The sequence below is a fragment of the Bordetella ansorpii genome, from assembly GCF_900078315.1.
Lineage (GTDB): Bacteria > Pseudomonadota > Gammaproteobacteria > Burkholderiales > Burkholderiaceae_B > Bordetella > Bordetella ansorpii.
Window position 1 is genome coordinate 344,953 of record NZ_FKBS01000025.1, and the last position, 25,489, is coordinate 370,441.

20 protein-coding genes are annotated in these 25,489 nt (G+C 67.6%); 8 read left to right on the top strand and 12 right to left on the bottom strand.

All coding sequences use genetic code 11. The features are described from left to right. Nucleotides 1-32: 32 nt before the first annotated feature. The gene (gene pmbA / locus A7W11_RS19210) at nucleotides 33-1,400 is read right to left on the bottom strand and encodes a metalloprotease PmbA (protein ID WP_066417324.1); all 1,368 of its coding nucleotides are present in this window, start codon (nucleotides 1,398-1,400) and stop codon (nucleotides 33-35) included. A 61-nt stretch (nucleotides 1,401-1,461) separates the two neighbouring features. On the opposite strand from pmbA, the gene yjgA reads away from it, so the two are divergent. Together yjgA and A7W11_RS19220 are read left to right on the top strand one after the other, a co-directional pair. Continuing rightward, on the top strand, nucleotides 1,462-2,013 hold the full coding sequence (gene yjgA, locus A7W11_RS19215; RefSeq protein WP_066417325.1) for a ribosome biogenesis factor YjgA: 552 nt from the start codon (nucleotides 1,462-1,464) through the stop codon (nucleotides 2,011-2,013). Between the two features lie 49 nt (nucleotides 2,014-2,062). After that, complete coding sequence (locus A7W11_RS19220) at nucleotides 2,063-2,740, top strand: alpha/beta hydrolase (RefSeq protein WP_066417328.1); 678 nt, start codon at nucleotides 2,063-2,065, stop codon at nucleotides 2,738-2,740. A gap of 120 nt (nucleotides 2,741-2,860) precedes the next feature. On the opposite strand, the gene A7W11_RS19225 is transcribed toward A7W11_RS19220, so the two are convergent. Further along, nucleotides 2,861-5,302 carry a bifunctional acetate--CoA ligase family protein/GNAT family N-acetyltransferase gene (locus tag A7W11_RS19225; RefSeq protein WP_066417334.1) on the bottom strand — a complete coding sequence of 814 codons (2,442 nt, stop codon included), beginning with the start codon at nucleotides 5,300-5,302 and terminating at the stop codon, nucleotides 2,861-2,863. A gap of 102 nt (nucleotides 5,303-5,404) precedes the next feature. Between A7W11_RS19225 and gltX the strand changes: the two genes are divergently transcribed. Next, nucleotides 5,405-6,808, top strand: coding sequence for a glutamate--tRNA ligase (gltX, locus tag A7W11_RS19230; RefSeq protein WP_066419251.1), 1,404 nt, complete (start codon nucleotides 5,405-5,407; stop codon nucleotides 6,806-6,808). A 13-nt stretch (nucleotides 6,809-6,821) separates the two neighbouring features. Here the strand turns inward: gltX and A7W11_RS19235 are convergent, their stop codons facing one another. The 8 genes from A7W11_RS19235 to A7W11_RS19270 all read right to left on the bottom strand — a co-directional run bounded on the left by A7W11_RS19235 (nucleotide 6,822) and on the right by A7W11_RS19270 (nucleotide 13,914). Further along, entirely contained in the window at nucleotides 6,822-8,021 is a 1,200-nt protein-coding gene (locus A7W11_RS19235; RefSeq protein WP_066417337.1) for an MFS transporter, read from the bottom strand. Between the two features lie 164 nt (nucleotides 8,022-8,185). Further along, nucleotides 8,186-8,707, bottom strand: a complete 522-nt coding sequence (locus A7W11_RS19240; RefSeq protein WP_066417342.1) for a hypothetical protein — start codon at nucleotides 8,705-8,707, stop codon at nucleotides 8,186-8,188. Nucleotides 8,708-8,859: 152 nt separating this feature from the next. Beyond that, a complete protein-coding gene (locus tag A7W11_RS19245) occupies nucleotides 8,860-9,723 on the bottom strand; it encodes an isocitrate lyase/PEP mutase family protein (RefSeq protein ID WP_066417345.1) in 864 nt (287 codons plus the stop codon). Continuing rightward, complete coding sequence (locus A7W11_RS19250; RefSeq protein ID WP_066419259.1) at nucleotides 9,720-10,250, bottom strand: LeuD/DmdB family oxidoreductase small subunit; 531 nt, start codon at nucleotides 10,248-10,250, stop codon at nucleotides 9,720-9,722. The genes A7W11_RS19245 and A7W11_RS19250 overlap by 4 nt, the downstream gene beginning before the upstream one ends. An 8-nt stretch (nucleotides 10,251-10,258) precedes the next feature. Then, complete coding sequence (locus tag A7W11_RS19255) at nucleotides 10,259-11,566, bottom strand: 3-isopropylmalate dehydratase large subunit (protein ID WP_066417349.1); 1,308 nt, start codon at nucleotides 11,564-11,566, stop codon at nucleotides 10,259-10,261. A gap of 13 nt (nucleotides 11,567-11,579) precedes the next feature. After that, nucleotides 11,580-12,362 (bottom strand): GntR family transcriptional regulator, encoded by a 783-nt coding sequence (locus A7W11_RS19260; protein ID WP_066417354.1) that lies wholly within the window; start codon nucleotides 12,360-12,362, stop codon nucleotides 11,580-11,582. A 25-nt stretch (nucleotides 12,363-12,387) separates the two neighbouring features. Continuing rightward, the gene (locus A7W11_RS19265; RefSeq protein WP_235816924.1) at nucleotides 12,388-13,359 is read right to left on the bottom strand and encodes a Bug family tripartite tricarboxylate transporter substrate binding protein; all 972 of its coding nucleotides are present in this window, start codon (nucleotides 13,357-13,359) and stop codon (nucleotides 12,388-12,390) included. A gap of 102 nt (nucleotides 13,360-13,461) precedes the next feature. Next, the gene (locus A7W11_RS19270) at nucleotides 13,462-13,914 is read right to left on the bottom strand and encodes an Lrp/AsnC family transcriptional regulator (protein ID WP_066131658.1); all 453 of its coding nucleotides are present in this window, start codon (nucleotides 13,912-13,914) and stop codon (nucleotides 13,462-13,464) included. Between the two features lie 125 nt (nucleotides 13,915-14,039). Between A7W11_RS19270 and A7W11_RS19275 the strand changes: the two genes are divergently transcribed. The 5 genes from A7W11_RS19275 (at nucleotide 14,040) to A7W11_RS19295 (ending at nucleotide 23,752) form a co-directional block, all read left to right on the top strand. Beyond that, nucleotides 14,040-17,549: an indolepyruvate ferredoxin oxidoreductase family protein gene (locus A7W11_RS19275; protein WP_066417365.1), complete on the top strand. Its 3,510-nt coding sequence runs from the start codon at nucleotides 14,040-14,042 to the stop codon at nucleotides 17,547-17,549. Between the two features lie 304 nt (nucleotides 17,550-17,853). Next, nucleotides 17,854-20,799 (top strand): ribonucleoside-diphosphate reductase subunit alpha, encoded by a 2,946-nt coding sequence (locus A7W11_RS19280; protein WP_066417367.1) that lies wholly within the window; start codon nucleotides 17,854-17,856, stop codon nucleotides 20,797-20,799. A gap of 23 nt (nucleotides 20,800-20,822) precedes the next feature. Continuing rightward, a complete protein-coding gene (locus A7W11_RS19285; RefSeq protein ID WP_066417371.1) occupies nucleotides 20,823-22,025 on the top strand; it encodes a ribonucleotide-diphosphate reductase subunit beta in 1,203 nt (400 codons plus the stop codon). 310 nt (nucleotides 22,026-22,335) lie between these two features. After that, the gene (locus A7W11_RS27600; protein WP_082887372.1) at nucleotides 22,336-22,965 is read left to right on the top strand and encodes a histone H1-like DNA-binding protein; all 630 of its coding nucleotides are present in this window, start codon (nucleotides 22,336-22,338) and stop codon (nucleotides 22,963-22,965) included. Between the two features lie 226 nt (nucleotides 22,966-23,191). After that, nucleotides 23,192-23,752 carry a YggT family protein gene (locus tag A7W11_RS19295; protein ID WP_066417374.1) on the top strand — a complete coding sequence of 187 codons (561 nt, stop codon included), beginning with the start codon at nucleotides 23,192-23,194 and terminating at the stop codon, nucleotides 23,750-23,752. Between the two features lie 128 nt (nucleotides 23,753-23,880). Here A7W11_RS19295 and A7W11_RS19300 read toward each other — a convergent pair whose 3' ends face one another. Both A7W11_RS19300 and A7W11_RS19305 read right to left on the bottom strand, forming a co-directional pair. Then, on the bottom strand, nucleotides 23,881-24,384 hold the full coding sequence (locus A7W11_RS19300; RefSeq protein ID WP_066417377.1) for an outer membrane lipoprotein: 504 nt from the start codon (nucleotides 24,382-24,384) through the stop codon (nucleotides 23,881-23,883). A 158-nt stretch (nucleotides 24,385-24,542) separates the two neighbouring features. Next, entirely contained in the window at nucleotides 24,543-25,484 is a 942-nt protein-coding gene (locus A7W11_RS19305) for a carbohydrate kinase family protein (RefSeq protein ID WP_066417379.1), read from the bottom strand. Between the last annotated feature and the right edge of the window lie 5 nt (nucleotides 25,485-25,489).

Genomic DNA, 25,489 nt, shown 5'->3' on the forward strand with positions numbered 1-25,489 from the left:
GACGCCCTCGGGCGCACGAGGATGACGCAGGCTCAGGTGCCCGCGACCGACATCTGTTCGATCAGGATCGAGCCCGTGCGCTTGGTGCCGCGCGCGATCGTGTCGGCGCCGACCGCCGCGATGGCGCGGAACATGTCGGCCAGGTTGCCCGCGATGGTGATTTCCTGCACCGCATGCTGGATCTTGCCGTTCTCGACCCAGTAGCCGAACGCGCCGCGGGAGTAATCGCCCGTGACGTAGTTCACGCCCTGCCCGATCAGTTCGGTGACCAGCAGGCCCGTGCCCAGCTTGCGCAGCATTTCCTCGAAGTCGTCCTCGGGGCGCGTCAGGCGCGAGGTGAGCGACAGGTTGTGCGAGCCGCCCGCGTTGCCGGTGGTGGCCATGCCGAGCTTGCGCGCGGTGTAGCTGGACAGGAAGTAGCCTTCGAGCAGGCCGCCCGACACCACGCTGCGGGCCTGCGTGCGCACGCCCTCGTCGTCGAAAGGCGAACTGCCCATGGCGCCCGCCACGTGGGGGTCTTCGGCCACGTCGATGTGATCGGCGAACACCGGCTTGCCCAGCGAGTCGACCAGGAAGCTGGCCTTGCGGTACAGCGCGCCGCCATTGGTGGCCTGGGTGAAGGCGCCCAAGAGGCCCAGGGCCAGCGGCGCCTCGAACAGCACCGGGAACTTGCCCGTGCGGATGCGGCGGGCCAACAGGCGTGACAAGGTGCGCTCGGCGGCGTAGCGGCCGATGGCCTCGGGCGAGGCCAGGTTGGCCGGGTCGCGCTCGGAGGTGTACCAGTAGTCGCGCTGCATGTTGTTGCCGCGGCCGGCGATGGGCGCCACCGACAGGCTGTGGCGCGAATACGGATAGCCGCCCAGGAAGCCACGGGTGTTGCCCATGACGAACTGGCCTTCGTAGGTGCCCACGCTGGCGCCGTCGGTGTTGGTGATGCGCGGATCGAGCGCGCGGGCGGCACGCTCGGCGCGCAACGCCAGCTCGGCGGCCGCCTCGGTGCCCACCTGCCACGGGTAGTGCAGGGCCAGGTCGGGATAGTCGCCGATGGCCAGGCGGTCGGCGTCGGGCAGGCCGGCGGCCGGATCGGCCGCGGTGTGCCGGGCGATGTGCCAGGCGGCCTCGACGGTCTGGCGCAGGGCCTCGTCGGAGAAATCGGAGGTGGAGGCCGAGCCGCGGCTCTGGCCCGCGTACAGGGTCAGGTCGAGGGAGCGGTCACGGGTCTGTTCGACGGTCTCGATGTCGTCTTTGCGCACCGAGACGGACAGGCCCAGGCTTTCGGAGACTTCGGCCACCGCGTCGCTGGCGCCGGCGCGCCGGGCGTAGTCCAGCACCTTCTCGACGAGTTCGCTGAAACGCGCGTGATTCGCGGCCACCGGCAGGGAAGAAGAAGAGTTGACCATTGCAGTCCAATTTGCAGAGACGGTTATCATAGCCAAGTCCGCCTACAACCCGCTTTTTTCCATGCAATCCCAACATCAGGATTCCGTCGACGACGACGGTTTCGACGAAAACGGCTACGACCGTCCCAGCAAATCGCAGGTCAAACGCGAATTGCACGCCCTGCTCGACCTGGGCAAAGAACTGATCGCGCTGTCGCCCGACCGCCTGAAGCAGTTGCCGCTGGCCGAACGCCTGTACGAGGCCATCCGCGAAGCCCAGCGCACCACCAGCCGCGAAGGCCTGCGCCGCCAGACCCACTTCGTGGGCAAGCTGATGCGCGACGCGCCGGCCGACGTCATCCGCGCCCAGCTCGACACGTGGCGCAACGGCTCGCGCGAAGACACCGCGGCCATGCATCGCCTGGAAAACCTGCGCGAGCGCCTGCTGGCCGACGACGACGTCCTGACCGAGTTGCTGCAGGAATATCCCGATACCGACATCCAGCATCTGCGCGCCGTCATCCGTGCCGCGCGCAAGGAAGCGCAGCAGAACGCCGCGCTGACGCAGGGCCAGGAACCGCAGCGCAAGCAGTACCGCGCCCTCTTCCAGGCCCTGAAATCGCTGACCGCCTGATCCGACGCCGATCCGCCTGGCCCCAAAGGGCCTTCCTTTCTTTCGCGCCATGACCACCGACCTGCCCCTGCTGGACTGCATCGAGATCGAGACCGCCCCGAATCCCACGCACGCAGTGGTGTGGCTGCATGGCCTGGGCGCCGACGGCAACGATTTCGCGCCCATCGTGCCCGAGCTGCAATCCGTACTGCCGCCGGCCGTGCGGTTCGTGTTTCCCAACGCGCCCGTGCAGCCGGTCACCATCAACGGCGGCATGGCCATGCGGTCGTGGTACGACATCCTGGGCCAGGACCTGGTACGCCGCGAAGACGGCGACGGCATCCGCGCCAGCGAACTGGCGGTGCGCGCGCTGCTGCGCCGCGAGAACGCGCGCGGCATCCCCACCGAACGCATCGTGCTGGCGGGCTTCTCGCAAGGCTGCGCGATGACGCTGCACACCGGCCTGCGCCTGCCCGAGAAGCTGGCCGGCATGATCGCGCTGTCCGGCTACCTGCCGCTGGCCGATACCGCCACGGCCGAGCGCCAATCGGCCAACCAGGACACGCCGATCTTCATGGCCCACGGCCTGTACGACCCCGTGGTGCAGCTGGCCCGCGCCGAGGCCTCGCGCCAGACGCTGCAATCGCTGGGCTACGACGTGCGCTGGCACACCTATCCCATGCCGCACTCGGTGTGCGCGCCCGAGGTCAACGACATCGCGCAGTTCCTGGCCAGCGTGCTGCGCTGAGGCCGGCGGGCCCCGGGCCCGCTATCGCCCAGCCCTTCAGCCGACGCCACGCCGATACGGCATGCATGGCCCAAAGACCGCGGCATTGCGCGTCACCGGGCGCCTGCCGCGCATCCCGGCTCAGCGCAGGCTCAGCCACACCCGCCGCATGGTCGGATCCTCCGCATCCGCGTCGTTGGTAAAGCCCAGGCGCGTCATCAGCGTCAGCATCGGGCGATTGGTCGACAGCACGAGGCCGTCGATGTACTCCAACCCCTGCTCGCGCGCCGCGTCGATCAGCGCACGCATCAACTGGCCGCCCAGTTTGCGGCGCTGCCAGTCGTCCCCGATCACCAACGCGTATTCCGCACCGCGTCCGTCCGGATTGCGCAGATAGTGCGCGAAGCCGATGATGACTTCGTGCGGATGGCCGCGGTTGGCCGGATTGGGCACTTGCGTGGCGGCCACCAGCGCCAGCTCGCGGTGATAGTCGACCTGGGTGTAGCGCGACACCATGCGCGGCGTCAGCTCGCGCATCATCGACACGAAGCGCATGTAGCGCGAGCGTTCCGACAGGCCGCGGATGAAATCCTGCAGGGGCTGGCCGTCCTCGGGGCGGATGGGTCGGATGACCCACGGCGCGCCGTCCTCGAAGCGCCGCACCTGCACCAGCCGCGACGGATACGGATGGATGGCCATGTGCGGATACCCGCTTTGCTGCGGTGACTCGCAGGCGGCCTCGCGCGACAGCGCGATGCGCAGGCCGGCGGCGCGCAGTTGGGTCTCGCCCGCGTACAGCGGATCGATGTCCAGCGACTCGACGTCGGGCAGTTCGGACACCAGCTCGGAGACCTGCACCAGCGCGTGGTGCAGGGCCTCGGCCGCGATGCCGCCGACCTGCGGCGCCAGCACGCGGCGCCAGATGCGGCTGCGTTCGACCAGTTGGCGCGCCAGGAAGCTGTTGAGCGGCGGCAGATCCAGCCCGCGATCGACCGGCGACAGCACGGCGTCGGCGCCGCCCGCACCGAAGCGGATGACGGGGCCGAACTGCGGATCGCGCCGCACCCGGATGGCCATGGGCCGGGACTCGGGCTCGCTGGGCAGCACGTCGCGCGGGGCGGCGCGCAAGGGCACCAGGAAGGTGTCCAGCAAGGCGCGCGCCTCGGCAGGCTCGAGCTCCAGGCGCTGCTGCGCGCGCACGCGCTGGATGATGGCGCGCGCGCCCGCGATGTCGGGCGCGAGGCTGGGCGGCTCGGGCGGCTGGGTCTGCAGCAGCAACTGCTGGTTGTAGTGGTGCGTGGCCAGCACGCCGAAGGCGTCGGCGGCGGACTCGGGGGTGCGGAAGGCCGAGGTGCCCGCGTCGTCCAGCATGCGGCGCAGCGGCCGCATGCCGGCATCGCCCATGAAGCACGACACCACCGGCTTGCGCGCCTTGGGTGCGATCTGCGCCAGTTGGCTGGCGACGGCGGGCATGTCGGCCAGCGCGTCGGGCGCCAACAGCACCAGCACGCCGTCCACCCCGGCATCGGCCAGCAACACGTCCAGGATGCCCTGGATGCGCTCGGGCGTGAGCGGCAGATAGGTGATGACCGGATTGGCGGTCTGCGCGTCGGGCTCGAGCATGCCCTCCAGCGCGCGCCGCGTGGCGGGCGACAGCTCGGCCCGCAGGATGGGGGTATCGGGACCGGCCAGGTCCAGCGCCAATTGCGGGGGGCCGCTGCCGTTGGACAGCAACGCCACGCGGCGGCCGCGCGGCCGGGCCTTGTAGGCCAGCACCTTCACGGCCGAGAACAGTTGCACGAAGTAGCGCACCCGCACCGCGCCGGCCCGCCGCAAGGCGGCATCGAACACCGCGTCGGCGCCATCGGGATCGGCGCGGCCGGCCTTGAGCACGATGACGGGCTTGACGCTGGCGGCGGCGCGCAGCGCGCTCATGAATTCGCGCGCAGGGCCGACGTCTTCCAGGTAGATGACGATGCTGTCGGTACGCGGATCGCTGGCCAGGTAGTCCAGCAACTGCGACAGGCCGACCACCGCGGTGTCGCCCAAGGCCAGCGTCAAAGAGAAGCCGATGTGCACGTCCTCGGCCCAGTCCATGACCGCGGCCATGATGGAGCGCGACTGCGCCAGCAGGGCCACGCGGCCCGCGCGCGCCAGCGTGGGATGCTGGCTGAAGTTGAAACCCGCATGCGGACGCTGGGCGCCGAACGAACGCGGGCCCAGCAGTTGGCAGCCGGTTTCCTCGGCCCAGGCGCGGCACAGCGCCATCGTGCCGCCGGGATAGGGGTCGGGCAGCTCGTGCGGCAGAAGGATGGCGGCGCGCGGGGCCAGCGGCGCCAGCCGGCGCAGGGTTTCGGGCAGGACGGCCGGCGAGACGCAGACCAGCGCCAGGTCGGGGCGTTCGCCCTCGGCCAGGCCGGCGCAGCGGTCAGGCAGTTCGGGCGCCTGGCCCGGCGGACAGTCGACGAGGGTAGTGCGCGACCGCACGCTGGCCGGCAGCACGGAGGCGACGGGAAGCGCACGGTCGGCCACCACGAGCAGGGAGCCGGGCTCGAACAACGGGGCGAGAGCGTGTCGCAACATGGCGCGGTTCGCTTGCTACTCTAAAATACCGACCATCGTAACAAAGACCGCCGCGCAACACCCATGGCGGAGCACCGCTTCCGCCATCCGCGCACGCCATCCATGACTGCTCAAACGCCCATCGTCCGCACCCGCTTCGCGCCCTCTCCCACCGGCTTCCTGCACCTGGGCGGCGCCCGCACCGCCCTGTTCTCCTGGGCCTATGCGCGCCGCCACCAGGGCGTGTTCGTCCTGCGCGTCGAGGACACCGACGTCGAACGCTCCAGCGAGGAAGCCACCCAGGCCATCCTGGACAGCATGGACTGGCTGGGCATGCAGCCCGACGAAGGTCCCTTCTATCAGATGCAGCGCATGGACCGCTATCGCGCGGTCTTGGCCGGCATGCTGGAGAAAGGCACGGCTTACCACTGCTACAGCTCGCCCGAGGAAGTCGAGGCGATGCGCGAAGCCGCCCGCGCCCGTGGCGACAAGCCCCGCTACGACGGCACCTGGCGCCCCGAGCCCGGCAAGACGCTGCCGGCCATCCCCGAAGGCCGCAAGCCCGTGGTGCGCTTCCGCAACCCGCAGGAAGGCGCCACCAGTTGGAACGACCTGGTCAAGGGTCCGATCAGCTTCGACAACACCGAGCTGGACGACCTGATCATCGCGCGCCCCGACGGCACGCCCACCTACAACTTCTGCGTGGTGGTCGACGACTGGGAAATGGGCATCACCCACGTGCTGCGCGGCGACGATCACGTCAACAACACGCCGCGCCAGATCAACATCCTGCTGGCGTTGGGCGCCACGCTGCCGCAGTACGGCCACGTGCCCATGATCCTGGGACCGGACGGCCAGAAACTATCCAAGCGCCACGGCGCGGTCAACGTGATGGAGTACGACAACGAGGGCTACCTGCCCGAGGCCATGGTCAACTACCTGGCCCGCCTGGGCTGGAGCCACGGCGACGACGAGCTGTTCACGCGCGAACAGCTGGTGGAATGGTTCGACACCGAGCACCTGTCGAAATCGGCCTCGCAGTGGGATCCCAAGAAGCTGAACTGGGTGAACGCGCACTACATCCGAGAAATGGCCGATGCCGAACTGGCCGCGCGCGTGGGCCCGCGCATCGCCCGCCGCGGCGGCAACCCGCATGCGGTCGACCTGGCCAGCGCCATCGGCCTGCTGAAGGACCGCGCGGAAACGCTGGAACAACTGGCCGAAAGCGCCATGCTGTTCTGCGCCCCCTACGCGCCCGCCCCCGCCGAACTGGCCGAACAGCACCTGACGCCGGCCGCCCGCGAAGCGCTGGCCGACTTCGCCGCCCGCGCGCAGGACACCGACTGGACCCGCGAGGCCATCGCGGCGCTGATCAAGGCCGTGCTGGCCGACCGCGGCATGAAGATGCCGCAACTGGCCATCCCGCTGCGCGTGGCCATCACCGGCCGTGCGCAAACCCCGGCCGTGGATGCCGTGCTGGCGCTGCTGGGCAAGGAGCTGGTGTTGCAGCGGTTGGCGGCGGTGTAAGGCGGCTGGCCTCTCAAGCGGGGCGGCTTGCCCGCCCTTTCAACTGCCCCGCAAAAAACCACCCCAGCACCGGCAGCAACCCCGCCGCGATGCCAAACAGCACGCCCGGGCCGCTGGCGTCCACCACCGGGCCCGCCAGCGCCACGCCCGCCGCCTGGCCCATGAACAGGCACGACGCGAACCACGCCACCGCCGTGCCGCGCGCGGCGGGCACCATCTGGGTGGCGTTGGTCTGCAAAGTAGCGTGCAGCAGGTAATAGCCAAAACCGGCGAACACGCTGGCTGCGATGGCCCAGTGCCATGACGGCCCCAGCAGATAGAACAGGAAGGCCAGGCACAGCACCAGGCCGCCCGCCAGGGCCAGGCCGCGCTCGCCCAGGCGTTTGAGCACCCGCTGGGCCACCACGGTATAGAGCAGCCCGCCCAGCGCATACACGGCCACCACCGCGCCCGCGCGGGACAGCGACAGGCCGAACTTCTCGTGCAGATAGGCCGGGGCGAACGCCAGGGCGCCGAACACCAGCACGCCCTCGATGAAGACGGTGAGCAGCACCACGCGCGCCCAGGGCACGCCGAGCACCCGCCGCGCCTGCGCCACGAAGCCGCCGCCCGCGCCCGCCGCCTGCGACGCCTGGAAGGCGCCCTGCTCGCGTTGGCGCTTCACCTCGCGCACCAGGAGCATGCCCACCACGAGATAGCCGATCACCAGCGAGCCGAAGGCCCAGCGCCAGCCCAGGGTTTCGGCGAACAGGCCGCCGGCCAGCTGGCCGCACGCCATGCCCAGGATGGTGCCCGTGAGAAAGCGGGCCAGCGTGGCCTGCCGGCGTTCGTAGGGAACGTTGTCGCCGATCCAGGCCATCGACAGCGGCACGATGCCCGCGCCGGCCGCGCCCGAGAGGGCTCGGCAGATCACCAGCAGGTCCAGCGAACCGGCCAGCACTGCACCCGCGCTGCCCAACGCGCACAGGAAAGTGGCCACACAGACCACGCGGTACTTGCCGTAACGGTCGCCGACCGGACCGAAGAACATCTGCAGCACGCCGTAGGCCACCGCGAACGAGGTGACGGCATGCGCCGCCTGGCCGGTCGTGGTGCCGAACTCGGTAGCCAGCAGCGGCAGCATGGGATCGCAGATGCGGAACGCGCAGGCGCTGACGAACGCCGCCAGGGCCAGCAACAGGATGGCGCGGGTTTCCGAGGACGGCGTGGACATGGAGCGCGGGCAGGAAGATGGCGGAAGTCCGCTACCTTACCTCAGCTGCAATACGTTCCGCGACCTAAGTCGGCAATGCGCGTACAGCGCGGGCGCGACAGCGAGCGCCGGGACAGGCGCAACACCGCGTCCGAGAGGACGAGCCTCCCGCGCCGGGGCTTCGATCAATTGGGCAGGCGATAGCCCGGCGACATGCGCTTGGCGACCAGCACCTGGCCGTTGCCGCGGATCTCGCGCAGCTTCAGTTGGCTGCGGTCGACTTTCTCGACGCGGTAGCTGTTGGTGTAGATGGGATCGGCCGCATCCACGGCGTCGCCATTGGATTCGGTGGTGCGCATGGTGTAGACGCCCTCGGCCACCGTCCAGCAGCCGGATTCGCGCAGCGCGGGACGGGTCTTGCGGCCCACCTTCATCTGGGTTTCGTAGGTCATGCGGCCATCGGGCGACAGCACCGTCAGGGCCTGGAGATCGCCTGCGAAGCCGCGTGGGCGGGACACCGAATACCAGGTGCCGACCATCGGGTCATCGCTGCGCACGGGCGTGCAGCGTACCGGTTCGGGCGCGGCCGCAACGGCGGGCGCCGGCGCGTCCGCCTGCTTGGAAGCAGTGGGTTTCTGGACCGCGCAACCGGCCAACACCAGCCCGGCGCACAGCGCGCCGGCCAAAGGCAACAACGAACGACTCATGACTTCCTCGGGACCACTGCCCGGATGACTTGCCGCGCGCATGATGCGATGCGGCCCTACAAGGAAGCACTCTAAATTAGCGAGGCGGCGCAACGCAATGGATAGGCTGTGCGCGCGTCGCGAGTTGTGCAATTGCGCAACAGTCGCCGCCCTCACTCGTAACGTTTGCCCTGTTCCAGCAGCTCGGGCGTGCCGATGAGGGCGTTCAGGCCGTCGAAGTCGAGCATGCGGTCGCGCCACGGCGAGGTGGTGCCGTGTTCGCGCAGGCTGCCGTAGTAGCCCTGCAGCATGTGGGCCACCGCGCGCATCGTGCCACCCGGGAAGATCACCAGGCGGAAACCACGCTCGCCCAGCGCGCGGGCGCTTTCCACGGGCGTCTGGCCCCCTTCGACCATGTTGGCCAGCAGCGGCACGCGCGAGGCGAAGCGCGCGCAGGCGGCGTCCATCTGGTCGGAGGTGCGCAGCGCCTCGACGAACAACGCGTCCACGCCGCATTCCAGGTAACGCTCGGCGCGCTCCAGCGCGGCGTCCAGGCCTTCGATGGCCAGCGAATCGGTACGCGCCAGGATCAGCGTGTTCGGATCGGTGCGTGCATCCAAAGCGGCGCGAAGCTTGCCGCACATTTCCTGCACCGGCACGACCGCCTTGCCCGACAGATGGCCGCAGCGCTTGGGAAAGCCCTGGTCTTCCAGCTGGATCATGGCGGCGCCCGCGCGCTCGAAGCCGCGCACGGTGCGCTGCACGTTCAGGGCATTGCCGAAGCCGGTGTCGCCGTCGACGATGACCGGCGTGGACACGCGGTCGGTGATGCGCGCCAACGTCTCGCACACTTCGCTGTAGGTGGTCAGGCCCACGTCGGAGCGGCCCAGCGCGGTGTAGGCGATGGAGGCGCCCGACAGGTAGAGCGCCTCGAAACCGGCCTGCTCGGCCACCAGGGCCGAGAACGCGTCGTAGACGCCGGGCGCCAGGATGGTCTGGCCGGCGGCCAGCTTCGCTTTCAACGTAGTGGGATTCATGTCGCCTTCATGGGATGGCGCGCCAGTTCGCCCGAGGCGAGCCGGCGCTTGAGCTGGTTGAGCAGGCCACCGGCCCGCACCATGTCCAACAGGAAGCCCGGGATGGGCTCACAGGGCAGCACGCTGCCGTCGGCCCGCACGACCGAGGGGCCGTCCAGGTCGATGCGCACCCGCTCGCCCTCTTCGATTTCCGTGGCGCGCGCGCAGGTCAGCAGCAGCAGGCCCACGTTGAACGCATTGCGGAAGTACAGCCCGCTGTAGGCCGGCGCGATGACGGCCTGCACGCCCAGCGCGACCAGCGCGGCGGCCGCCTGCTCGCGCGACGAGCCGATGCCGAAGTTCTCGCCGGCCACCAGCACGTCGCCCGGCTGCACGCTGCCGGCGAACTCGGGGCGCACGCCTTGCAGGCAGTGTTTGGCGATTTCGTCGATGCCGAACTTCATATAGGCGCCGGGCGCCAGCTGGTCGGTGTCGACGTCGTTGCCGAGTCTCCAGGCGCGATGGCCTGATTCCACTTGGGGGGTCATGTTGTTGCTCACGCCATCACCTCGCGGGGATCGGCGATGCGGCCGGCCAGTGCCGACGCGGCCACGGTGTACGGCGAAGCCAGGAACACGCGGGAGGTGGCCGCGCCCATGCGGCCCTTGAAGTTGCGCGCCGTGGTCGAGATGACGTTGGCGCCCTCGGGAATGGAGCCGCCGTAGCCGGAGCAGGCGCCGCACGAGGTGGGCAGCACCGTCGCGCCCGCCTGCACCAGGCGCGCCATGACACCCTCGCGCTCGGCCTGCTGCTGATCCCTCAGGCTGGCCGGCGCCACCATCAGGCTGACGCCCGCTGCCACGCGGCGGCCCTGCAGCACCTGGTCGGCGGCGCGCAGGTCCTCGAGCTTGGCGCCGGTACAGGCGCCGATATAGGCGGCCTGGATGCCCGTGCCCGGATAGTCCTGCACGTCGGCGGCATTGGCCGGGCTGTGCGGCGCGGCCACCTGCGGCGCCAGCGTGCTGGCATCGAAGTCATGCCATTCGGCCTGCGCGCCGGCGTCGGATTGCCAGGCCGAGACGTCGGGAATGCGGTCTTCCGGCACGCCGGCCTCGCGCAGATAGCGCACGGTGAGTTCGTCCGGCGCGACCAGCCCGACCTGCGAGCCCAGTTCGGCGGACATGTTGGACAGCGTCATGCGTTCCTGCATGGACAGCGACCGCACCGCCTCGCCGCAGAACTCCACGGCCTGGTAACGCCCGCCGCTCATGCCGAAGCGGCCGATCATGTGCAGCGCCATGTCCTTGGCGGTGACGCCCGGACGCAGCAGGCCGTTCCAGCGCATCATCAGCGTCTGCGGCACCTTGATCCAGATCTCGCCGCTGGCCACCACGCCCAGCATCTCGGTGCTGCCGACGCCGAACATATAGGCGCCGAACGCGCCCCCCGTGGGCGAATGCGAATCGCCGCCCACGCAGAACATGCCCGGACGGATGTGGCCGTGCTCGGGCACCACCACATGGCAGATGCCGACCGAGTCGTACACGTGCGGCAGCGCCTGGTCGCGCGCCCAGTCGCGGGCGATGCGCACGATGCGGCGCGATTCGTCATCGGACTCGGGCACGTAGTGATCCATCACCAACACGACCTTGGACCGGTCCCACAGGCCCGTGCCCAGCGCTTCGAGCATGGGTTTCAGGCGGCGCGGCCCGCTGGAGTCGTGGAACATGGCCAGGTCGACCCCGCAGTTCAGGATCTCGCCGACCTGCACCGCGTCGCGGCCGCTGGCGGCGGCCAGCAGTTTCTGGGCCAGGGTCTGGGCGGGCCCGGACGACCCGCCATTCAGGGAATTCGTTGAACTCATGGGGCTACCTCACTCATGAAGTGGCGGACATGCCGGCCCCCGCGGGCAGCCAGTTCGGCTCGCCCGGCGTTTCATGGGCCCGCATGTCCATGCGGTATTCGTAGCGGTCGGGGCGGTACAGCGCATGCAGCAGCTCGACGGGCCGGCCCGATGCGTCACGCACCAGGCGGCGCAGGCTCAGCAACGCCGACCCCACCGGCACCTCGAGCAGCGCGGCCTCCTGGGGCTCGGCCAGCGCGGCCGAGATGGCCTGCTCGGCGTGCGCGACCTGCACGCCCAGATCGCGGAAGATGCCCAGGATCGGACGCGATCCCAGGTCTACACGGCGGATGCGCCGGCCGATGTCGTCGGGCACGTAGGTCGTCAGGTGCGAGAACGGCAGGCCCTCGTGGCTGCGTACGCGCACCGAGCGGTGCACGGACGCGCCCGGCTCGAGTTCGAGCCGCAGCGCCACGGCGGGCTGCGCCGTTTCGATCTGGAGATCGATCAGGCGCACCTGCGTCTGCATGCCCATGTCGGCCAGGTGGGCCATCAGGGCGTCGATATCGGAGGCGTGCCCGCCGGACGGCTGCGGCGCGGGCGCGGCAAAAGTGCCTCGGCCCTGCCGGCGCTTGACCAGGCCCTCGGCCTCGAGCGCCTCCAGCGATCGCCGGATGGTCAGGCGCGACACGCCGTATTCCGTGGCCAGGGCGTTTTCGCCGGGCATCGGCGCCTCGCCGGAAAAATCGCCCGCCGCCAGCCGCTGCTTCAGCAGCAGATAGACCTTGTGATACAGGGGAAGCGGACTGGCGGACACGGATAGGGACTCCTGGCGCGCCCGATTATTCGGGCTTGGCGCCGGTGAATTGCACCAGTTCGGCGTAGCGGTCGATGTCCTTGGCGATGAAATCGCGCAGTTCCTCGGGGCTGCTGCTGACGGCGGTGGCGGATTCCGCTTCGAGCATGGTGCGGAAGGCCTGCGTGTCGACCGCCTTGCGGGCCGCCGCGTTCAGATCCTTCAGCACTTCCGGCGGCAGATTGGCCGGCCCCAGCAGCGCGAACCAGGCATTGGATTCGAAACCCTTGATGGTATCGCCAATCGGCGGCACGCCTGGATATTCGGCCAGCGGCTTGGTGCTGGTGACGCCCAGGGCCTTCACGGTGCCGGCCTTGATATGTGGCTTGGCGGTGACCGAGCTGGTGAACATCATGTCCACCTGGCCGCCCAGCAGGTCGGTCATGGCGGGCGCGGTTCCCTTGTACGGCACGTTCAGGATGTCCACGCCGGCCATCATCTTCAGGCGTTCCCCGGCCATGTGCAGCGACGAACCCAGCGCGCCGATGGCGGTGGTGTACTTGCCGGGGTTGGCCTTCACCACTTTCACGAACTCGGGCATCGAGCTGGCCGGGAAATCCTTGCGCGTGACCAACAGGCTGGGCACCGAGGCCAGCATGCTGATGGGCGTGAAGTCTTTCTTGGTGTCGAACGGCAGGTTCTTGTACAGGCTGGCGTTGATCGAGAAACTGGTGAAGGTGACCAGCAGCGTGTTGCCGTCGTTCTTGCTCTTGGCCACGTAGTCGGCGGCGATATTGCCGCCCGCGCCCGGCCGGTTCTCGACCACGAAGGTACGCTTCATGTCGGTACCCATGTGCTGCGCGATGGCGCGCGCCACGATGTCGGTGGTGCCGCCCGGAGGCGCGCCCACGACCAGGCGGATGGGAGCATTGTTCTGGGCCCAGGCGGGGGCCGCGGAAGTAAAGAGTGCGGCCAGCAGAGCGCCGCCGAATGCCGTGCGCAGGAACGGTGTGGTCACCATTGTCTCCTATATGGTTGTATTGATGGCAATACAAGTATACAGGTGACGGGATCACGTCGCCAACAAGGGGATTTACCCCCTGCTCGCCCGATGACTTACTTATAGCGGCAGCCGCACCTCGTGCTTGATCTCGCGCAGCGCCACGATGGTGCGCGTCTGGCGGATGCCGGGCAGGTTGAACAGGAAGCGGTGCAGGAACTGGTCGTAGGCCTCGGGGCTTTCCACCAGGATTTTCAGCAGGAAATCGGAGTCGCCGGTGACGGCATAGCACTCCATGATCTCGGGCGCGTCGCGCACCGAGCGCTCGAAGTTCTCGACCGTGCTGGCCGCGTGCCGCTCCAGGCTGATCTGCACGAACATGCAGCCCGGCAGCCCGGCCTTGTGCCGGTCGACCTGCGCGCTGTAGCCACGGATGACGCCGCCGGCCTCCAGCGCCTTCACGCGCCGCCACACCGGCGCGGCCGACAGCCCCACCTTGTCGGACAACTGCTGCGCCGAAGCCCGGCCATCTTCCTGCAAGGCACGCAGGATTCCCACGTCGGTCTTGTCCATTCCCGCCCTCTTTTTTGAAAAACGAAATGTTTATTTCGAATTATAGGGATAGCACGACTACATAACGCAATAAACCGCAAGCCCCGCGAACCTATCATGACCATACACAATCGGAGACTCCCGCCATGGACGGCACGCCCTTGCCCCCGCCCTCGATCGACCTGGAATACCAGCTCTCGGACAACCTGACGCGCACCCACGGCCGCGTCTTCCTGACGGGCACCCAGGCGCTGCTGCGCATGGTGCTGACCCAGCGCCGCCTCGACCGCGAACGCGGTCTGAACACGGCGGGCTTCGTCTCCGGCTATCGCGGCTCGCCCCTGGGCGGCGTGGACATGGCCATGTGGAAGGCCAAGAAGCTGCTGGACGAGAACCAGGTGCGCTTCCTGCCCGGCATCAACGAGGACATGGCCGCGACCACGGTGATGGGCACGCAGCAGGCCGGCATGCGCGCCGACCGCAAGGTCGATGGCGTCTTCGCCATGTGGTACGGCAAGGGTCCGGGTGTGGATCGCGCGGGCGATGCCCTGCATCACGGCAACGCGGCCGGCGCCTCGCGCCACGGTGGCGTGCTGATGGTGGTCGGCGACGACCACACCGCGGTGTCCTCCTCCATTCCGCACGCCAGCGAGTCCTCGTTGATCGGCTGGCAGATCCCGGTGGTGCACCCCGCTTCCATCGACGAGTACGAGACCTTCGCCCTGTGGGGCTGGGCGCTGTCGCGCCACGCCGGCACGTGGGTCGCCTTCAAGGCCGTATCCGAGACCATCGAATGCGGCGAGTCGTTCGAGTTGCAGCCGCCGCGTGTCTACGACATGCCGGAAGACCCCGAACTGCCGCGCGAGTCGCTGGAGTATTCCGCGCGCGACTTCCTGTCGCTGGCCGTGGAAACGCGCATGAACCTGCGCATGCGCGCCGTGCGCGCCTTCGCGCAACGCCACAGCATCGACCGCCTGGCCTGTCCGGCGCCGTCGGCCACCGTGGGGATCGTCACGGTGGGCAAGGCGCATCTGGACACCATGGAAGCGCTGGCGCGCCTGGGCGTGGACACCGTCACCGGGCAGGCGCCGGTGCGCATCTACAAGCCCGGCCTGACCTGGCCGATGGACGCCGGCCGGCTGCGCGAGTTCGCGCGCGGCCTGCGCCATATATTGGTGATCGAGGAAAAAGGCGCGGTCGTCGAAAGCCAGATCAAGGACATCCTCTATAACGAAGCCGAGCGCCCCTCGGTGGTCGGCAAGACCGGCCTGGACGGCGAAACGCTGGTGACCTCGGCGGGCCAGTTGCGCCCCTCGCTGCTGGCCGCGCCGCTGTCGGAATGGCTGCTGCGCACCACGGGCCTGCGCGTTGCTGGCCGCGAGGGCTTCGACTGCCAGCAGCCGCTGTCCAACGACGCCGACGGCATGAAACGCCGCCCCTACTTCTGTTCGGGCTGTCCGCACAGCACCTCGACCAAGGTGCCCGAGGGCAGCCAGGCGCTGTCCGGCGTGGGCTGCCACTACATGGCCGCCTGGATGGACCGCGACACCGGCGGCCTGACGCAGATGGGCGGCGAAGGCGCCGACTGGATCGGGCTGGCGCCCTATATCGGCATGCCGCACGTGTTCCAGAACATGGGCGAAGGCACGTACTACCACTCGGGCTACCTGGCGATCCGCCAGGCCGTGGCCGCGCGCGCCAACATCACCTACAAGATATTGTTCAACGACGCGGTCGCCATGACGGGCGGCCAGCCGGTCGACGGCCCGATCTCGGTGCCGCAGATCTGCCAGCAACTGCGTGGCGAGAACGTGGCGCGCATCGTCGTCACCACCGACGAGCCCGAGAAATACAAAGGCATCGACCTGGGCGCGGGCATCGGCGTGCACCACCGCCGCGAACTGGATGCCCTGCAGCGCGAACTGCGAGAAACGCAGGGCGTGACGATCCTGATCCACGACCAGACCTGCGCCGCCGAGAAACGCCGCCGTCGAAAGAAAAACCAGTTTCCCGACCCCGCCCGCCGCATGCTGATCAACAGCGCGGTCTGCGAAGGCTGCGGCGACTGCGGCGTGCAGTCCAACTGCCTGTCGGTCGTGCCGCTGGAAACGCCGTATGGCCGCAAGCGTGCCATCGACCAGTCCAGCTGCAATAAAGACTATTCGTGCGCCGAGGGCTTCTGCCCCAGTTTCGTCTCGGTGCTGGGCGGCAAGCCACGCAAGAGCGCGGCCCCCAAGACCGACCTGGAACGCCTGCAGGGCCGCATCGCCGCCCTGCCCGAACCGGACCTGACGCAGCTCGATCGCCCCTACCGCCTGCTGGTGGCGGGCATGGGCGGCACCGGCGTCATCACCATCGGCGCCATCGTGTCGATGGCCGCGCACCTGCAGGGCCTGTCGGCGGCCGTACTCGACCTGACCGGCCTGGCGCAGAAAGGCGGCACGGTGGTCAGCCACATCCGGCTGGCGCCGGCCGGGACCCCGGCGGGCCCGGTGCGGCTGGATTGGCAGCAGGCCGACGCGGCCATCCTGTGCGATCCGGTGGCCTCGGTGGCCCCGGACTCGCTGGGCGCGCTGCGCCACGGCCACACCCGCGTCACCGTCAACACCTACGTGGCGCCGGTGTCGGACTTCACCCGCAACCCGGATGCGCCGCTGAACCAGGAAGCCCTGCTGGCCAAGATCCGCCATGCGGCGGGCGAGGCCGGCGTGGCCGCCCTCGATGCCCACGCGGCCGCGATGACGCTGTTCGGCGACAGCATCCTGTCCAATATGTTCATGCTGGGCCATGCCTGGCAACGCGGTGACGTGCCCATCAGCCTGGCCGCCATCGCCCGCGCCATCGAACTGAACGGCGTGGCCGTGCAGGCCAACCGCTCGGCCTTCGACGCCGGCCGCCTGGCCGCGCACGAACCCGCCTCGCTGGAAGATGTGCTGCGCCCCAAGGGGCAGGTCATCCAGTTGCACGTGCCGGAGTCGTTCGACCGCGCGGTGCAACGCCGCGAGGCCGACCTGCTGGCCTACCAGAACGCGGCCTATGCCCGGCAATACCGCGAACTGGTCGACCGCGTGGCCGCGCGCGAACGCGAACTGGAGCCCGCCGCGCGCACGCCGCGGCTGGCGATGGCCGTGGCGCGCAGCCTGTTCAAGCTGATGGCCTACAAGGACGAGTACGAAGTGGCGCGCCTGTATACCGATGGCGCCTTCCGCGCACAGCTGGAAAGCCAGTTCGAAGGCGACTACACGCTGCAGTTCCACATGGCCCCGCCGCTGTTCGCCCGCAAGGACCCGCGCACCGGCATCCCGCGCAAGATCGCGCTGGGCGCCGGCACCGAAAAAGCCCTGCGCGTGCTGCGCCGCCTGAAGGGCCTGCGCGGCACCTGGATGGATCCGTTCGGCCGCACCGAGGAGCGCCGCACCGAACGCGCGCTGATCGCCGAATACCGCAAGGCCGTGGACATCCTGCTGGCCGGCCTGACCGCCGACAGGCTGCCCGAGGCCGCCCGCATCGCCGGCCTGGCCGAGACGGTGCGCGGCTACGGACACGTCAAGGACGCCAGCGTCCGGAAGTACCGCGACCAAATGCAACAGCGCTTACACCTGTGGCAGTCGGGTCCGGCGCCGACCTTGCCTGCCGAGCAGCGTAAAATGGCGTGACGCCAGGAAAGACCCGGCAATCTTCAGGCCGCACGGCGCCTTTTGGCGCCGTCTTCTTTGGTTACAACTAAGACGCCCCGCTACCAACTTACCCGCTTGTTACTCTCCGGGCGGATCACTAGAATTAGTACCGCTGTAGGGGGTGGTACACTACATCTTGTGGTTGCATCACCAGCTGAACTCACCGGCCACGCATCCGGACCCGCAGTTCCGGCCTAGCCACCACCCCCAATACGTACCCATTTCTTTGGACTCGGCATTCGCCGCGTCCTTTCTCATTTCCGCTTTTCGCACAGGAGCTTCCATGCAGACTACGATCGCCTCTGTGACCCGGCCTTCGGCCGTGCCGCCCTCTTCGTCCGAATCGCCCGCAGCCGATGCGTCGGCCGCCGGCCAGTGGTCCAGCTACCACCTGATCCGCCGCAACGGATCGGTGGTCGGCTTCGAACCCAGCAAGATCGCCATCGCCATGACCAAGGCCTTCCTGGCCGTCAACGGCGGACAGGGCGCGGCTTCCGCGCGCGTGCGCGAGCTGGTCGAACAACTGACCGCCCAGGTGGTCAACGCCGTGGTGCGCAACCGCCCGAATGGCGGCTCCGTCCATATCGAAGACGTGCAGGACCAGGTCGAACTGGCCCTGATGCGCTCGGGCCAGCACGACGTGGCGCGCTCGTACGTGCTGTACCGCGAGAAGCGCTCGCAGGAACGCGCCCACGAGCAACAGGAAAAGGCCGCGCCGGCCGCCGCTGAAGAAGACTCGGGCATCAAGGTCGTCGACAACGGCGTGCGCCGTTCGCTGGACATGGCCGCCCTGCGTGGCACCATCGAGGCCGCGGGCGAAGGCCTGACGCAATACATCGACACCGAAACCATCCTGAAGGAAACGGTCAAGAACCTGTACGACGGCGTGCCCGTCGACGAGGTCTACAAGTCCGCCATCCTGTCGGCCCGCGCGCTGGTCGAGAAGGACCCGGCCTACAGCCAGGTCACCGCCCGCCTGCTGCTGCACACGATCCGCAAGGAAGTGCTGGGCGAAGAAGTCTCGCAAGCCGCCATGCAGACGCGCTATGCCGAATACTTCCCGACCTTCGTCCAGCGCGGCATCGAAGGCGGCCTGCTGGATCCCAAGCTGGCCGAGTACGACCTGACGCGCATCGGCACCGCGCTGGACGCGCGCCGCGACCTGCAGTTCAGCTACCTGGGCCTGCAGACGCTGTACGACCGCTACTTCCTGCACATCCGCGGCACCCGCATCGAACTGCCGCAGGTGTTCTTCATGCGCGTGGCCATGGGCCTGGCGCTGCGCGAGGCCGACCGCGAAACGCGCGCCATCGAGTTCTACGAGATCCTGTCCTCGTTCGACTTCATGAGCTCGACGCCCACGCTGTTCAACTCGGGCACCCTGCACTCGCAGTTGTCGTCGTGCTATCTCACCACCGTGTCCGACGACCTGGAAGGCATCTACGAAGCCATCAAGGAAAACGCGCTGCTGGCCAAGTACGCCGGCGGCCTGGGCAACGACTGGACCCCGGTGCGCGCGCTGCGCAGCCACATCAAGGGCACCAACGGCGAAAGCCAGGGCGTCGTGCCGTTCCTGAAGGTCGTCAACGACACCGCCGTCGCCGTCAACCAGGGTGGCAAGCGCAAGGGTGCGGTGTGCACGTACCTGGAAACGTGGCACCTGGACATCGAAGAGTTCCTGGAACTGCGCAAGAACACCGGCGACGAACGCCGCCGCACGCACGACATGAACACGGCGAACTGGATTCCCGACCTGTTCATGAAGCGCGTGATGGACAACGCCGAATGGACGCTGTTCTCGCCCTCCGACTGCCCCGACCTGCACGACAAGTATGGCCGCGCCTTCGAAGAAGCCTACCTGGGCTATGAAGCCCGCGTGGCCAGCGGCGAACTGAAGCTGTTCAAGAAGATGCCGGCCATCTCGCTGTGGCGCAAGATGCTGTCGATGCTGTTCGAAACCGGCCACCCGTGGATCACGTTCAAGGATCCGTGCAACATCCGTTCGCCGCAGCAGCACGTGGGCGTGGTCCACAGCTCGAACCTGTGCACCGAGATCACGCTGAACACCAACGACTCCGAGATCGCCGTGTGCAACCTGGGTTCGGTGAACCTGCCCGCGCACATGAAGCCCTCGGCCAACGGCGGCTTCGAGCTCGACCACGACAAGATCAAGCGCACCGTCGGCATCGCCATGCGCATGCTCGACAACGTGATCGACATCAACTACTACGCCGTCGTGAAGGCGAAGCAGTCGAACGAGCGCCATCGTCCGGTGGGCATGGGCATCATGGGCTTCCAGGATTGCCTGCACATGATGCGCGTGCCGTACGCCTCGCAAACCGCCATTCAATTCGCCGACGAATCGATGGAAGCCGTTTGCTATCAAGCGTATTGGGCATCGAGCGAACTGGCGCAGGAACGTGGCCGCTATCCTTCTTATGAAGGCTCGCTGTGGTCGCGCGGCATCTTGCCGCAGGACTCCATCGCGATGCTGCGCGAAGCGCGCGGCGGCAACGTCGAGGTCGATGACTCGAGCAAGCTCGATTGGACCTCGTTGCGCGCGCGCATCAAAGAACATGGCATGCGCAACTCGAACTGCATCGCAATCGCCCCAACCGCGACGATTTCCAATATCATTGGCGTATCTGCGTGCATCGAACCCACTTATCAGAACTTGTACGTCAAATCGAATCTCTCCGGCGAGTTCACGGTCGTCAACGATTACCTCGTTCGTGACCTGAAGAAACTCGGTCTCTGGGACGAAGTCATGGTCGCCGACCTCAAGTACTTCGACGGCAGCCTGTCCCGTATCGATCGCGTACCTGCAGAACTGCGCCAGCTCTACGCGACGGCGTTCGAAGTCGAACCGTCGTGGCTCGTCGAATGCGCATCGCGTCGCCAGAAGTGGATTGACCAGGCCCAATCGCTGAACATCTACATGGCCGGGGCATCGGGCAAGAAGCTCGATGACACGTACAAGCTTGCATGGCTGCGCGGCCTGAAGACCACCTACTACCTGCGCACCCTGGGCGCCACCAGCGCCGAGAAATCCACCGGTCGCGGCGGCGAGTTGAACGCCGTCAGCGCCGGTACCGCGACCGCGGCAGTTGCCGCGAGCGCGAGCAGCACTCAGCAGGCCCCCAACCTGCCTGAGCCCGAAATCGTCGGAGCGGTTTGCACCATGAAGCCGGGTGATCCTGGCTTCGAAGAATGCGAAGCCTGCCAGTAAGCCGCCACCGGAGAGATTGAATCATGCTGAATTGGGAAGACGAATCCACCCCCGCGCTGCAGCCGACGCAACCGTCGGCCTCGCCGGCCCCCGGCCCCAAGGCCGAGGAACCGGTGCGCGCAGCCACCGGCGCCTTCGGCGACTCGGCCCTGCCGGCGCCGGCGGCCGAATCGGCCCGCCCGGCCGCGCCGACCGGCGAAGGTTCCGCGCTGCGCGTCAAGGTGGCCGACAAGCGCATCATCAACGGCGAGACCGACGTCAACCAGCTGGTGCCGTTCAAGTACAAGTGGGCCTGGGAAAAATACCTGGCCACGTGCGCGAACCACTGGATGCCGCAAGAGGTCAACATGTCGCGCGACATCGCCCTCTGGAAGAACCCGAACGGGCTCACCGAGGACGAGCGCCGCATCGTCAAGCGCAACCTGGGCTTCTTCGTGACGGCCGACTCGCTGGCCGCCAACAACATCGTGCTGGGCACCTACCGCCACATCACGGCGCCCGAATGCCGCCAGTTCCTGCTGCGCCAGGCATTCGAGGAAGCGATCCACACGCACGCCTACCAGTACATCGTCGAAAGCCTGGATCTCGATGAGTCCGAGATCTTCAACGCCTACAACGAAGTGCCGTCGATCCGGGCCAAGGACGAGTTCCTGATCCCGTTCATCGAAGCCATCGCCGACCCGCATTTCAAGACGGGCACGCCGGAAGCCGACCAGACGCTGCTGAAGTCGCTGATCGTGTTCGCGTGCCTGATGGAAGGCCTGTTCTTCTATGTCGGGTTCACGCAGATCCTGGCGCTGGGCCGGCAGAACAAGATGACCGGCGCCGCCGAGCAGTACATGTACATCCTGCGCGATGAGTCCATGCACTGCAACTTCGGCATCGACCTGATCAACACCGTCAAGCTCGAGAACCCGCACCTGTGGACGCCGGCGTTCCGCGAAGAGATCCGTGACCTGTTCCGCCAGGCCGTCGAACTCGAATACGCGTACGCCGAAGACACCATGCCGCGCGGCGTGCTGGGTCTGAATGCCCCGATGTTCAAGTCGTATCTGCGCTTCATCGCCAACCGGCGCTGCCAGCAGATCGGTATCGAGCCGTTGTATCCTCAGGAAGAAAACCCCTTCCCGTGGATGGCGGAAATGATCGACCTCAAGAAGGAACGCAACTTTTTCGAAACGCGCGTGATCGAATACCAAACCGGTGGCACGCTGAACTGGGAATAGAAGCTCCCGCAGCGCGGCGGCGAGGCCTTGCCTCACGCCATGGCCGTGTCCCGGCAAAGTTGTAGATGACGCAAGACCAAGCGGTAGGCGACCTCTAAGGCCGCCTGCCGGCGCCATTTGAAATGGCTCGCGCAACAGTGCGGGGGCCATATCAAATGGCCGTGCCGAATTCATTAGCGCAAGCCGAAGTCGCTGTCGCCCGTACGGAACAGCGGCATGCGCCGATGAATAGCCCGACGTGCAATCCACCATCCGGTGGTGCGATACGCGGGCTTATGTTCTGGGACCCCTGAACCTAAGGAGCATGACCATGGCAACCGCCAAGAAGGCCGCCAAGAAGGCGGCAACGAAGCCCGCAGCCAAGAAGGCTGCAGTCAAGAAGGCTACCCCGGCCAAGAAAGTCGCGGCCAAGAAAGTAGCCGTCAAGAAGGTCGCCGCCGCGAAGAAACCCGCGGTGAAGAAGGCTGCAGTCAAGAAGCCGGCAGTCAAGAAGGTTGCTGCCAAGAAGACCGTTGCCAAGAAGGCCGCCGTCAAGAAGGTCGCCGCCAAGAAGACCGTTGCCAAGAAGGCAGCCGTCAAAAAGGTAGCCGCCAAGAAGACCGTTGCCAAGAAGGCCGCAGTCAAGAAGGTCGCAACCAAGAAAGTAGCCGCCAAGAAGGTTGTCGCCAAGAAGGCGCCGGCCAAGAAGGCTGTTGCTGCGAAGAAGGCGCCTGCCAAGAAGGCTCCCGCTGCCAAGAAGGCTGCTCCGGCTGCAAAGAAGGCGGCTCCCGCTGCCGCCAAAAAGGCTCCGGCCGTCAAGAAGGCTGCCGCGAAGAAGCCGGCCGCCAAGAAAGCTGCTGCCAAGAAGCCTGCTGCTGCCCCCGCCACGGCTGCTCCCGCAGTCAAGACCGCGCTGAACCCGGCGTCGTCGTGGCCCTTCCCGACCGGCGGCCGTCCTTAATCGGACTGCGTCACCGAGTCTGTAAGACCCCAAAGCCGCCTGGCAACGCCGGGCGGCTTTTTCATGGCGCATCCGTGCCGGACCCGATCCGCATGCACACTGCCCGCAGCCCGGACAAGCGAAAAGCCCCAGGTTCTTTTACATCGGGGCATGCGACAATCGAACAAATTATCGTTTGGCCGGTACCCGCGAGGGCTGGTCCCAAGACACTTACGGCACACCGCTCATGTTCGGCGACATCATCCGTTTTCTGCTCGAAATCCTCTTCACGCTGTTCGGCGCAGCGCTCATCCTGCGCGCCTGGATCCATGCGATCCGCCTGCATCCGTTCAATCCGATGGCGCGCGCCGTCTACCAGGGCACGAACTGGCTGGTGGTTCCGCTGCGCAAGCTGCTGCCATCCACCGGCAAGATCGACTGGGCCAGCCTGGTCGGCGTATGGCTGACCGCGCTGGTGTACATGGTGCTGATGTGGCTGGTCACGGTGGGCTCGCTGGTGCCCCTGGCCTTGCTGCCGGCGACCGCGGGCTCGGCCCTGCTGATGTCGTTGAAATGGGCGCTGAATCTGGTCGTCTGGTTGACGCTGATCCAGGCCGTGCTGTCGTGGGTCAATCCGATGGCGCCGTTGATGCCGCTGCTGCAAACGTTGACGGCCCCTCTGCTGGACCCGATCCGCCAGATCCTGCCGCGCACCGGCATCGACTTCTCGCCGCTGGTGCTGCTGGTGCTGGCGCAGGTGCTGCTGATGGTGCTGGCGCGACTGACCTACAGCATGATGGGTGTGTAGGCCCTTTGCCACACGAATAAAAGCCCACCTCCCTGAACCGCCCCACGCGGGTTGGATTGCGTCCAACTTTCGGGGGGCGGTTCAGGGAGGCGGGCTTTCGGTATGGCGAAAAAAAGGCGTTGCAGTTTTTACATCGGCGCCACGCGCGTAGGGCCGGCGCCGCTGATGACCTGCACGCGCTGACCGACGCTGATCGGCTGGTCGGCCTCTTGGGCCACGACGCGGGTTTCACCGTTGTCCAGGCGAACGGTGATCTCCAGGCCGGAGTTGCGGCCGACACGGTTCTCGACCGCGTTGCCGGCCAGCGCGCCCAGCAGGGCGCCGCCGACCGTGGCGATGGCCCGGCCCGAGCCGCCGCCGATGGCGTTACCGGCCACCCCGCCCAGCGCCGCGCCGCCGATCAGGCCGACGCCGCTGGAGCGGTCTTCTTGAATGGTGATGGGACGTACGCCCACGACAGTGCCGGTGCGAACGATCTGTTCGCGCTGCGCCTGGTCGTAGGAATAGACGCCGCTGGAAGCGCTGTGGTTGGCGCAGCCGGCAAGGGTAGCCATGGAGGTGGCGACGGCGGCGATGGCAAGCCAGCGGCTGGCGCGCGGCATCGTCGAGGAAAGAGTGGTAGCGCTTGTCATTGGGGCTCCTCGTGGGGAACTAGGCGTCGGTGATTCATGATACCTCTGCCCAAGGCGGATTGCCTTCCGCCGAGAAACAGGGTGCAACAGGTGATTGACGCGATCACGGGAGTTTCGGTTCCCGGCGGGCCCGTCCCTCGGCCCCACCGGGTCGACGATCAGACGGGCAGGCCGATGCCGTAGGCGGCGCGCAGTTGCGCGTCGATCTGCTGGCGCGATGGCGTGTGGTTCTGCGGACCGCGCGAGGCAACCTTGATGGCGCCCATCACGTTGGCCAGGCGGGCGCTGTCCAGCCAGCTCATGCCGCTGGTCAGGCCGTACAGCAGGCCACCGCGGTGGGCATCGCCGCAACCGGTCGGGTCGACGACGGCTTCGGCCTTCACGGGTGGGATCTCGATGGTTTCGCCGCCGGTCAGCAACGTGGCGCCCTGGGCGCCACGCGTCACCACCACGGCCTGCAGGCCGCTGGCGATGTCGGCCAGGCTGTGGCCGGTGCGCTGCTCGATCACGCCCGCTTCGTAGTCGTTGGCGGTCAGCACCTGGGCCAGGCCCAGCATGCGCATGATGTCTTCGCCGGAGAACAGCGGCATGGCCTGGCCCAGGTCGAAGACGAAGGGAATGCCCTTGCGGTTCAGGCGCTCGGCATGGGCGAACATGCCTTCCTTGGCGTCCGGCGCGACCACGCCCCAGGCGGCATCGGCATCGCTCAGGTCGTTCTGCGCCGCCAGCGCCATCGCGCCCGGGTGGAAGGCGGCGATCTGGTTGTCGTTCAGGTCGGTCGTGATGAAGCACTGGGCGGTGTAGGTGCCCGGCATGACACGCACGCGAGAGGTGTCGATGCCCAGGCCGGTCAGGCGCTCGATGTATTCGCCGGCATCTTCGCCGACGGTGGCGACCGGCACGGGCGTGCCGCCCAGCAGCTTCAGGTTGTAGGCGATGTTGCCCGCGCAACCGCCGTACTCCTTGCGCATGGTGGGCACCAGGAAGGACACGCTGAGCGACTGGATGCGGTCGGGCAGGATGTGGTCGCCGAAGCTTCCCTCGAACACGGCGATCGAGTCGAACGCCATCGAACCGCAGATCAGTACGGGAGCAGTCATGCTTT

What these genes read in the sequence shown, in the direction of transcription:
- A7W11_RS19245 (WP_066417345.1), bottom strand. Translation starts at nt 9,723, where the DNA reads ATGAATCCCACTACGTTGAAAGCGAAGCTGGCCGCCGGCCAGACCATC.
- A7W11_RS19220 (WP_066417328.1), top strand. Translation starts at nt 2,063, where the DNA reads ATGACCACCGACCTGCCCCTGCTGGACTGCATCGAGATCGAGACCGCC.
- A7W11_RS19300 (WP_066417377.1), bottom strand. Translation starts at nt 24,384, where the DNA reads ATGACAAGCGCTACCACTCTTTCCTCGACGATGCCGCGCGCCAGCCGC.
- A7W11_RS19240 (WP_066417342.1), bottom strand. Translation starts at nt 8,707, where the DNA reads ATGAGTCGTTCGTTGTTGCCTTTGGCCGGCGCGCTGTGCGCCGGGCTG.
- A7W11_RS19255 (WP_066417349.1), bottom strand. Translation starts at nt 11,566, where the DNA reads ATGAGTTCAACGAATTCCCTGAATGGCGGGTCGTCCGGGCCCGCCCAG.
- A7W11_RS19225 (WP_066417334.1), bottom strand. Translation starts at nt 5,302, where the DNA reads ATGTTGCGACACGCTCTCGCCCCGTTGTTCGAGCCCGGCTCCCTGCTC.
- A7W11_RS19305 (WP_066417379.1), bottom strand. Translation starts at nt 25,484, where the DNA reads ATGACTGCTCCCGTACTGATCTGCGGTTCGATGGCGTTCGACTCGATC.
- A7W11_RS19270 (WP_066131658.1), bottom strand. Translation starts at nt 13,914, where the DNA reads ATGGACAAGACCGACGTGGGAATCCTGCGTGCCTTGCAGGAAGATGGC.
- yjgA (WP_066417325.1), top strand. Translation starts at nt 1,462, where the DNA reads ATGCAATCCCAACATCAGGATTCCGTCGACGACGACGGTTTCGACGAA.
- A7W11_RS19250 (WP_066419259.1), bottom strand. Translation starts at nt 10,250, where the DNA reads ATGACCCCCCAAGTGGAATCAGGCCATCGCGCCTGGAGACTCGGCAAC.
- gltX (WP_066419251.1), top strand. Translation starts at nt 5,405, where the DNA reads ATGACTGCTCAAACGCCCATCGTCCGCACCCGCTTCGCGCCCTCTCCC.
- A7W11_RS19295 (WP_066417374.1), top strand. Translation starts at nt 23,192, where the DNA reads ATGTTCGGCGACATCATCCGTTTTCTGCTCGAAATCCTCTTCACGCTG.
- A7W11_RS19285 (WP_066417371.1), top strand. Translation starts at nt 20,823, where the DNA reads ATGCTGAATTGGGAAGACGAATCCACCCCCGCGCTGCAGCCGACGCAA.
- A7W11_RS19275 (WP_066417365.1), top strand. Translation starts at nt 14,040, where the DNA reads ATGGACGGCACGCCCTTGCCCCCGCCCTCGATCGACCTGGAATACCAG.
- A7W11_RS19235 (WP_066417337.1), bottom strand. Translation starts at nt 8,021, where the DNA reads ATGTCCACGCCGTCCTCGGAAACCCGCGCCATCCTGTTGCTGGCCCTG.
- A7W11_RS19280 (WP_066417367.1), top strand. Translation starts at nt 17,854, where the DNA reads ATGCAGACTACGATCGCCTCTGTGACCCGGCCTTCGGCCGTGCCGCCC.
- A7W11_RS27600 (WP_082887372.1), top strand. Translation starts at nt 22,336, where the DNA reads ATGGCAACCGCCAAGAAGGCCGCCAAGAAGGCGGCAACGAAGCCCGCA.
- pmbA (WP_066417324.1), bottom strand. Translation starts at nt 1,400, where the DNA reads ATGGTCAACTCTTCTTCTTCCCTGCCGGTGGCCGCGAATCACGCGCGT.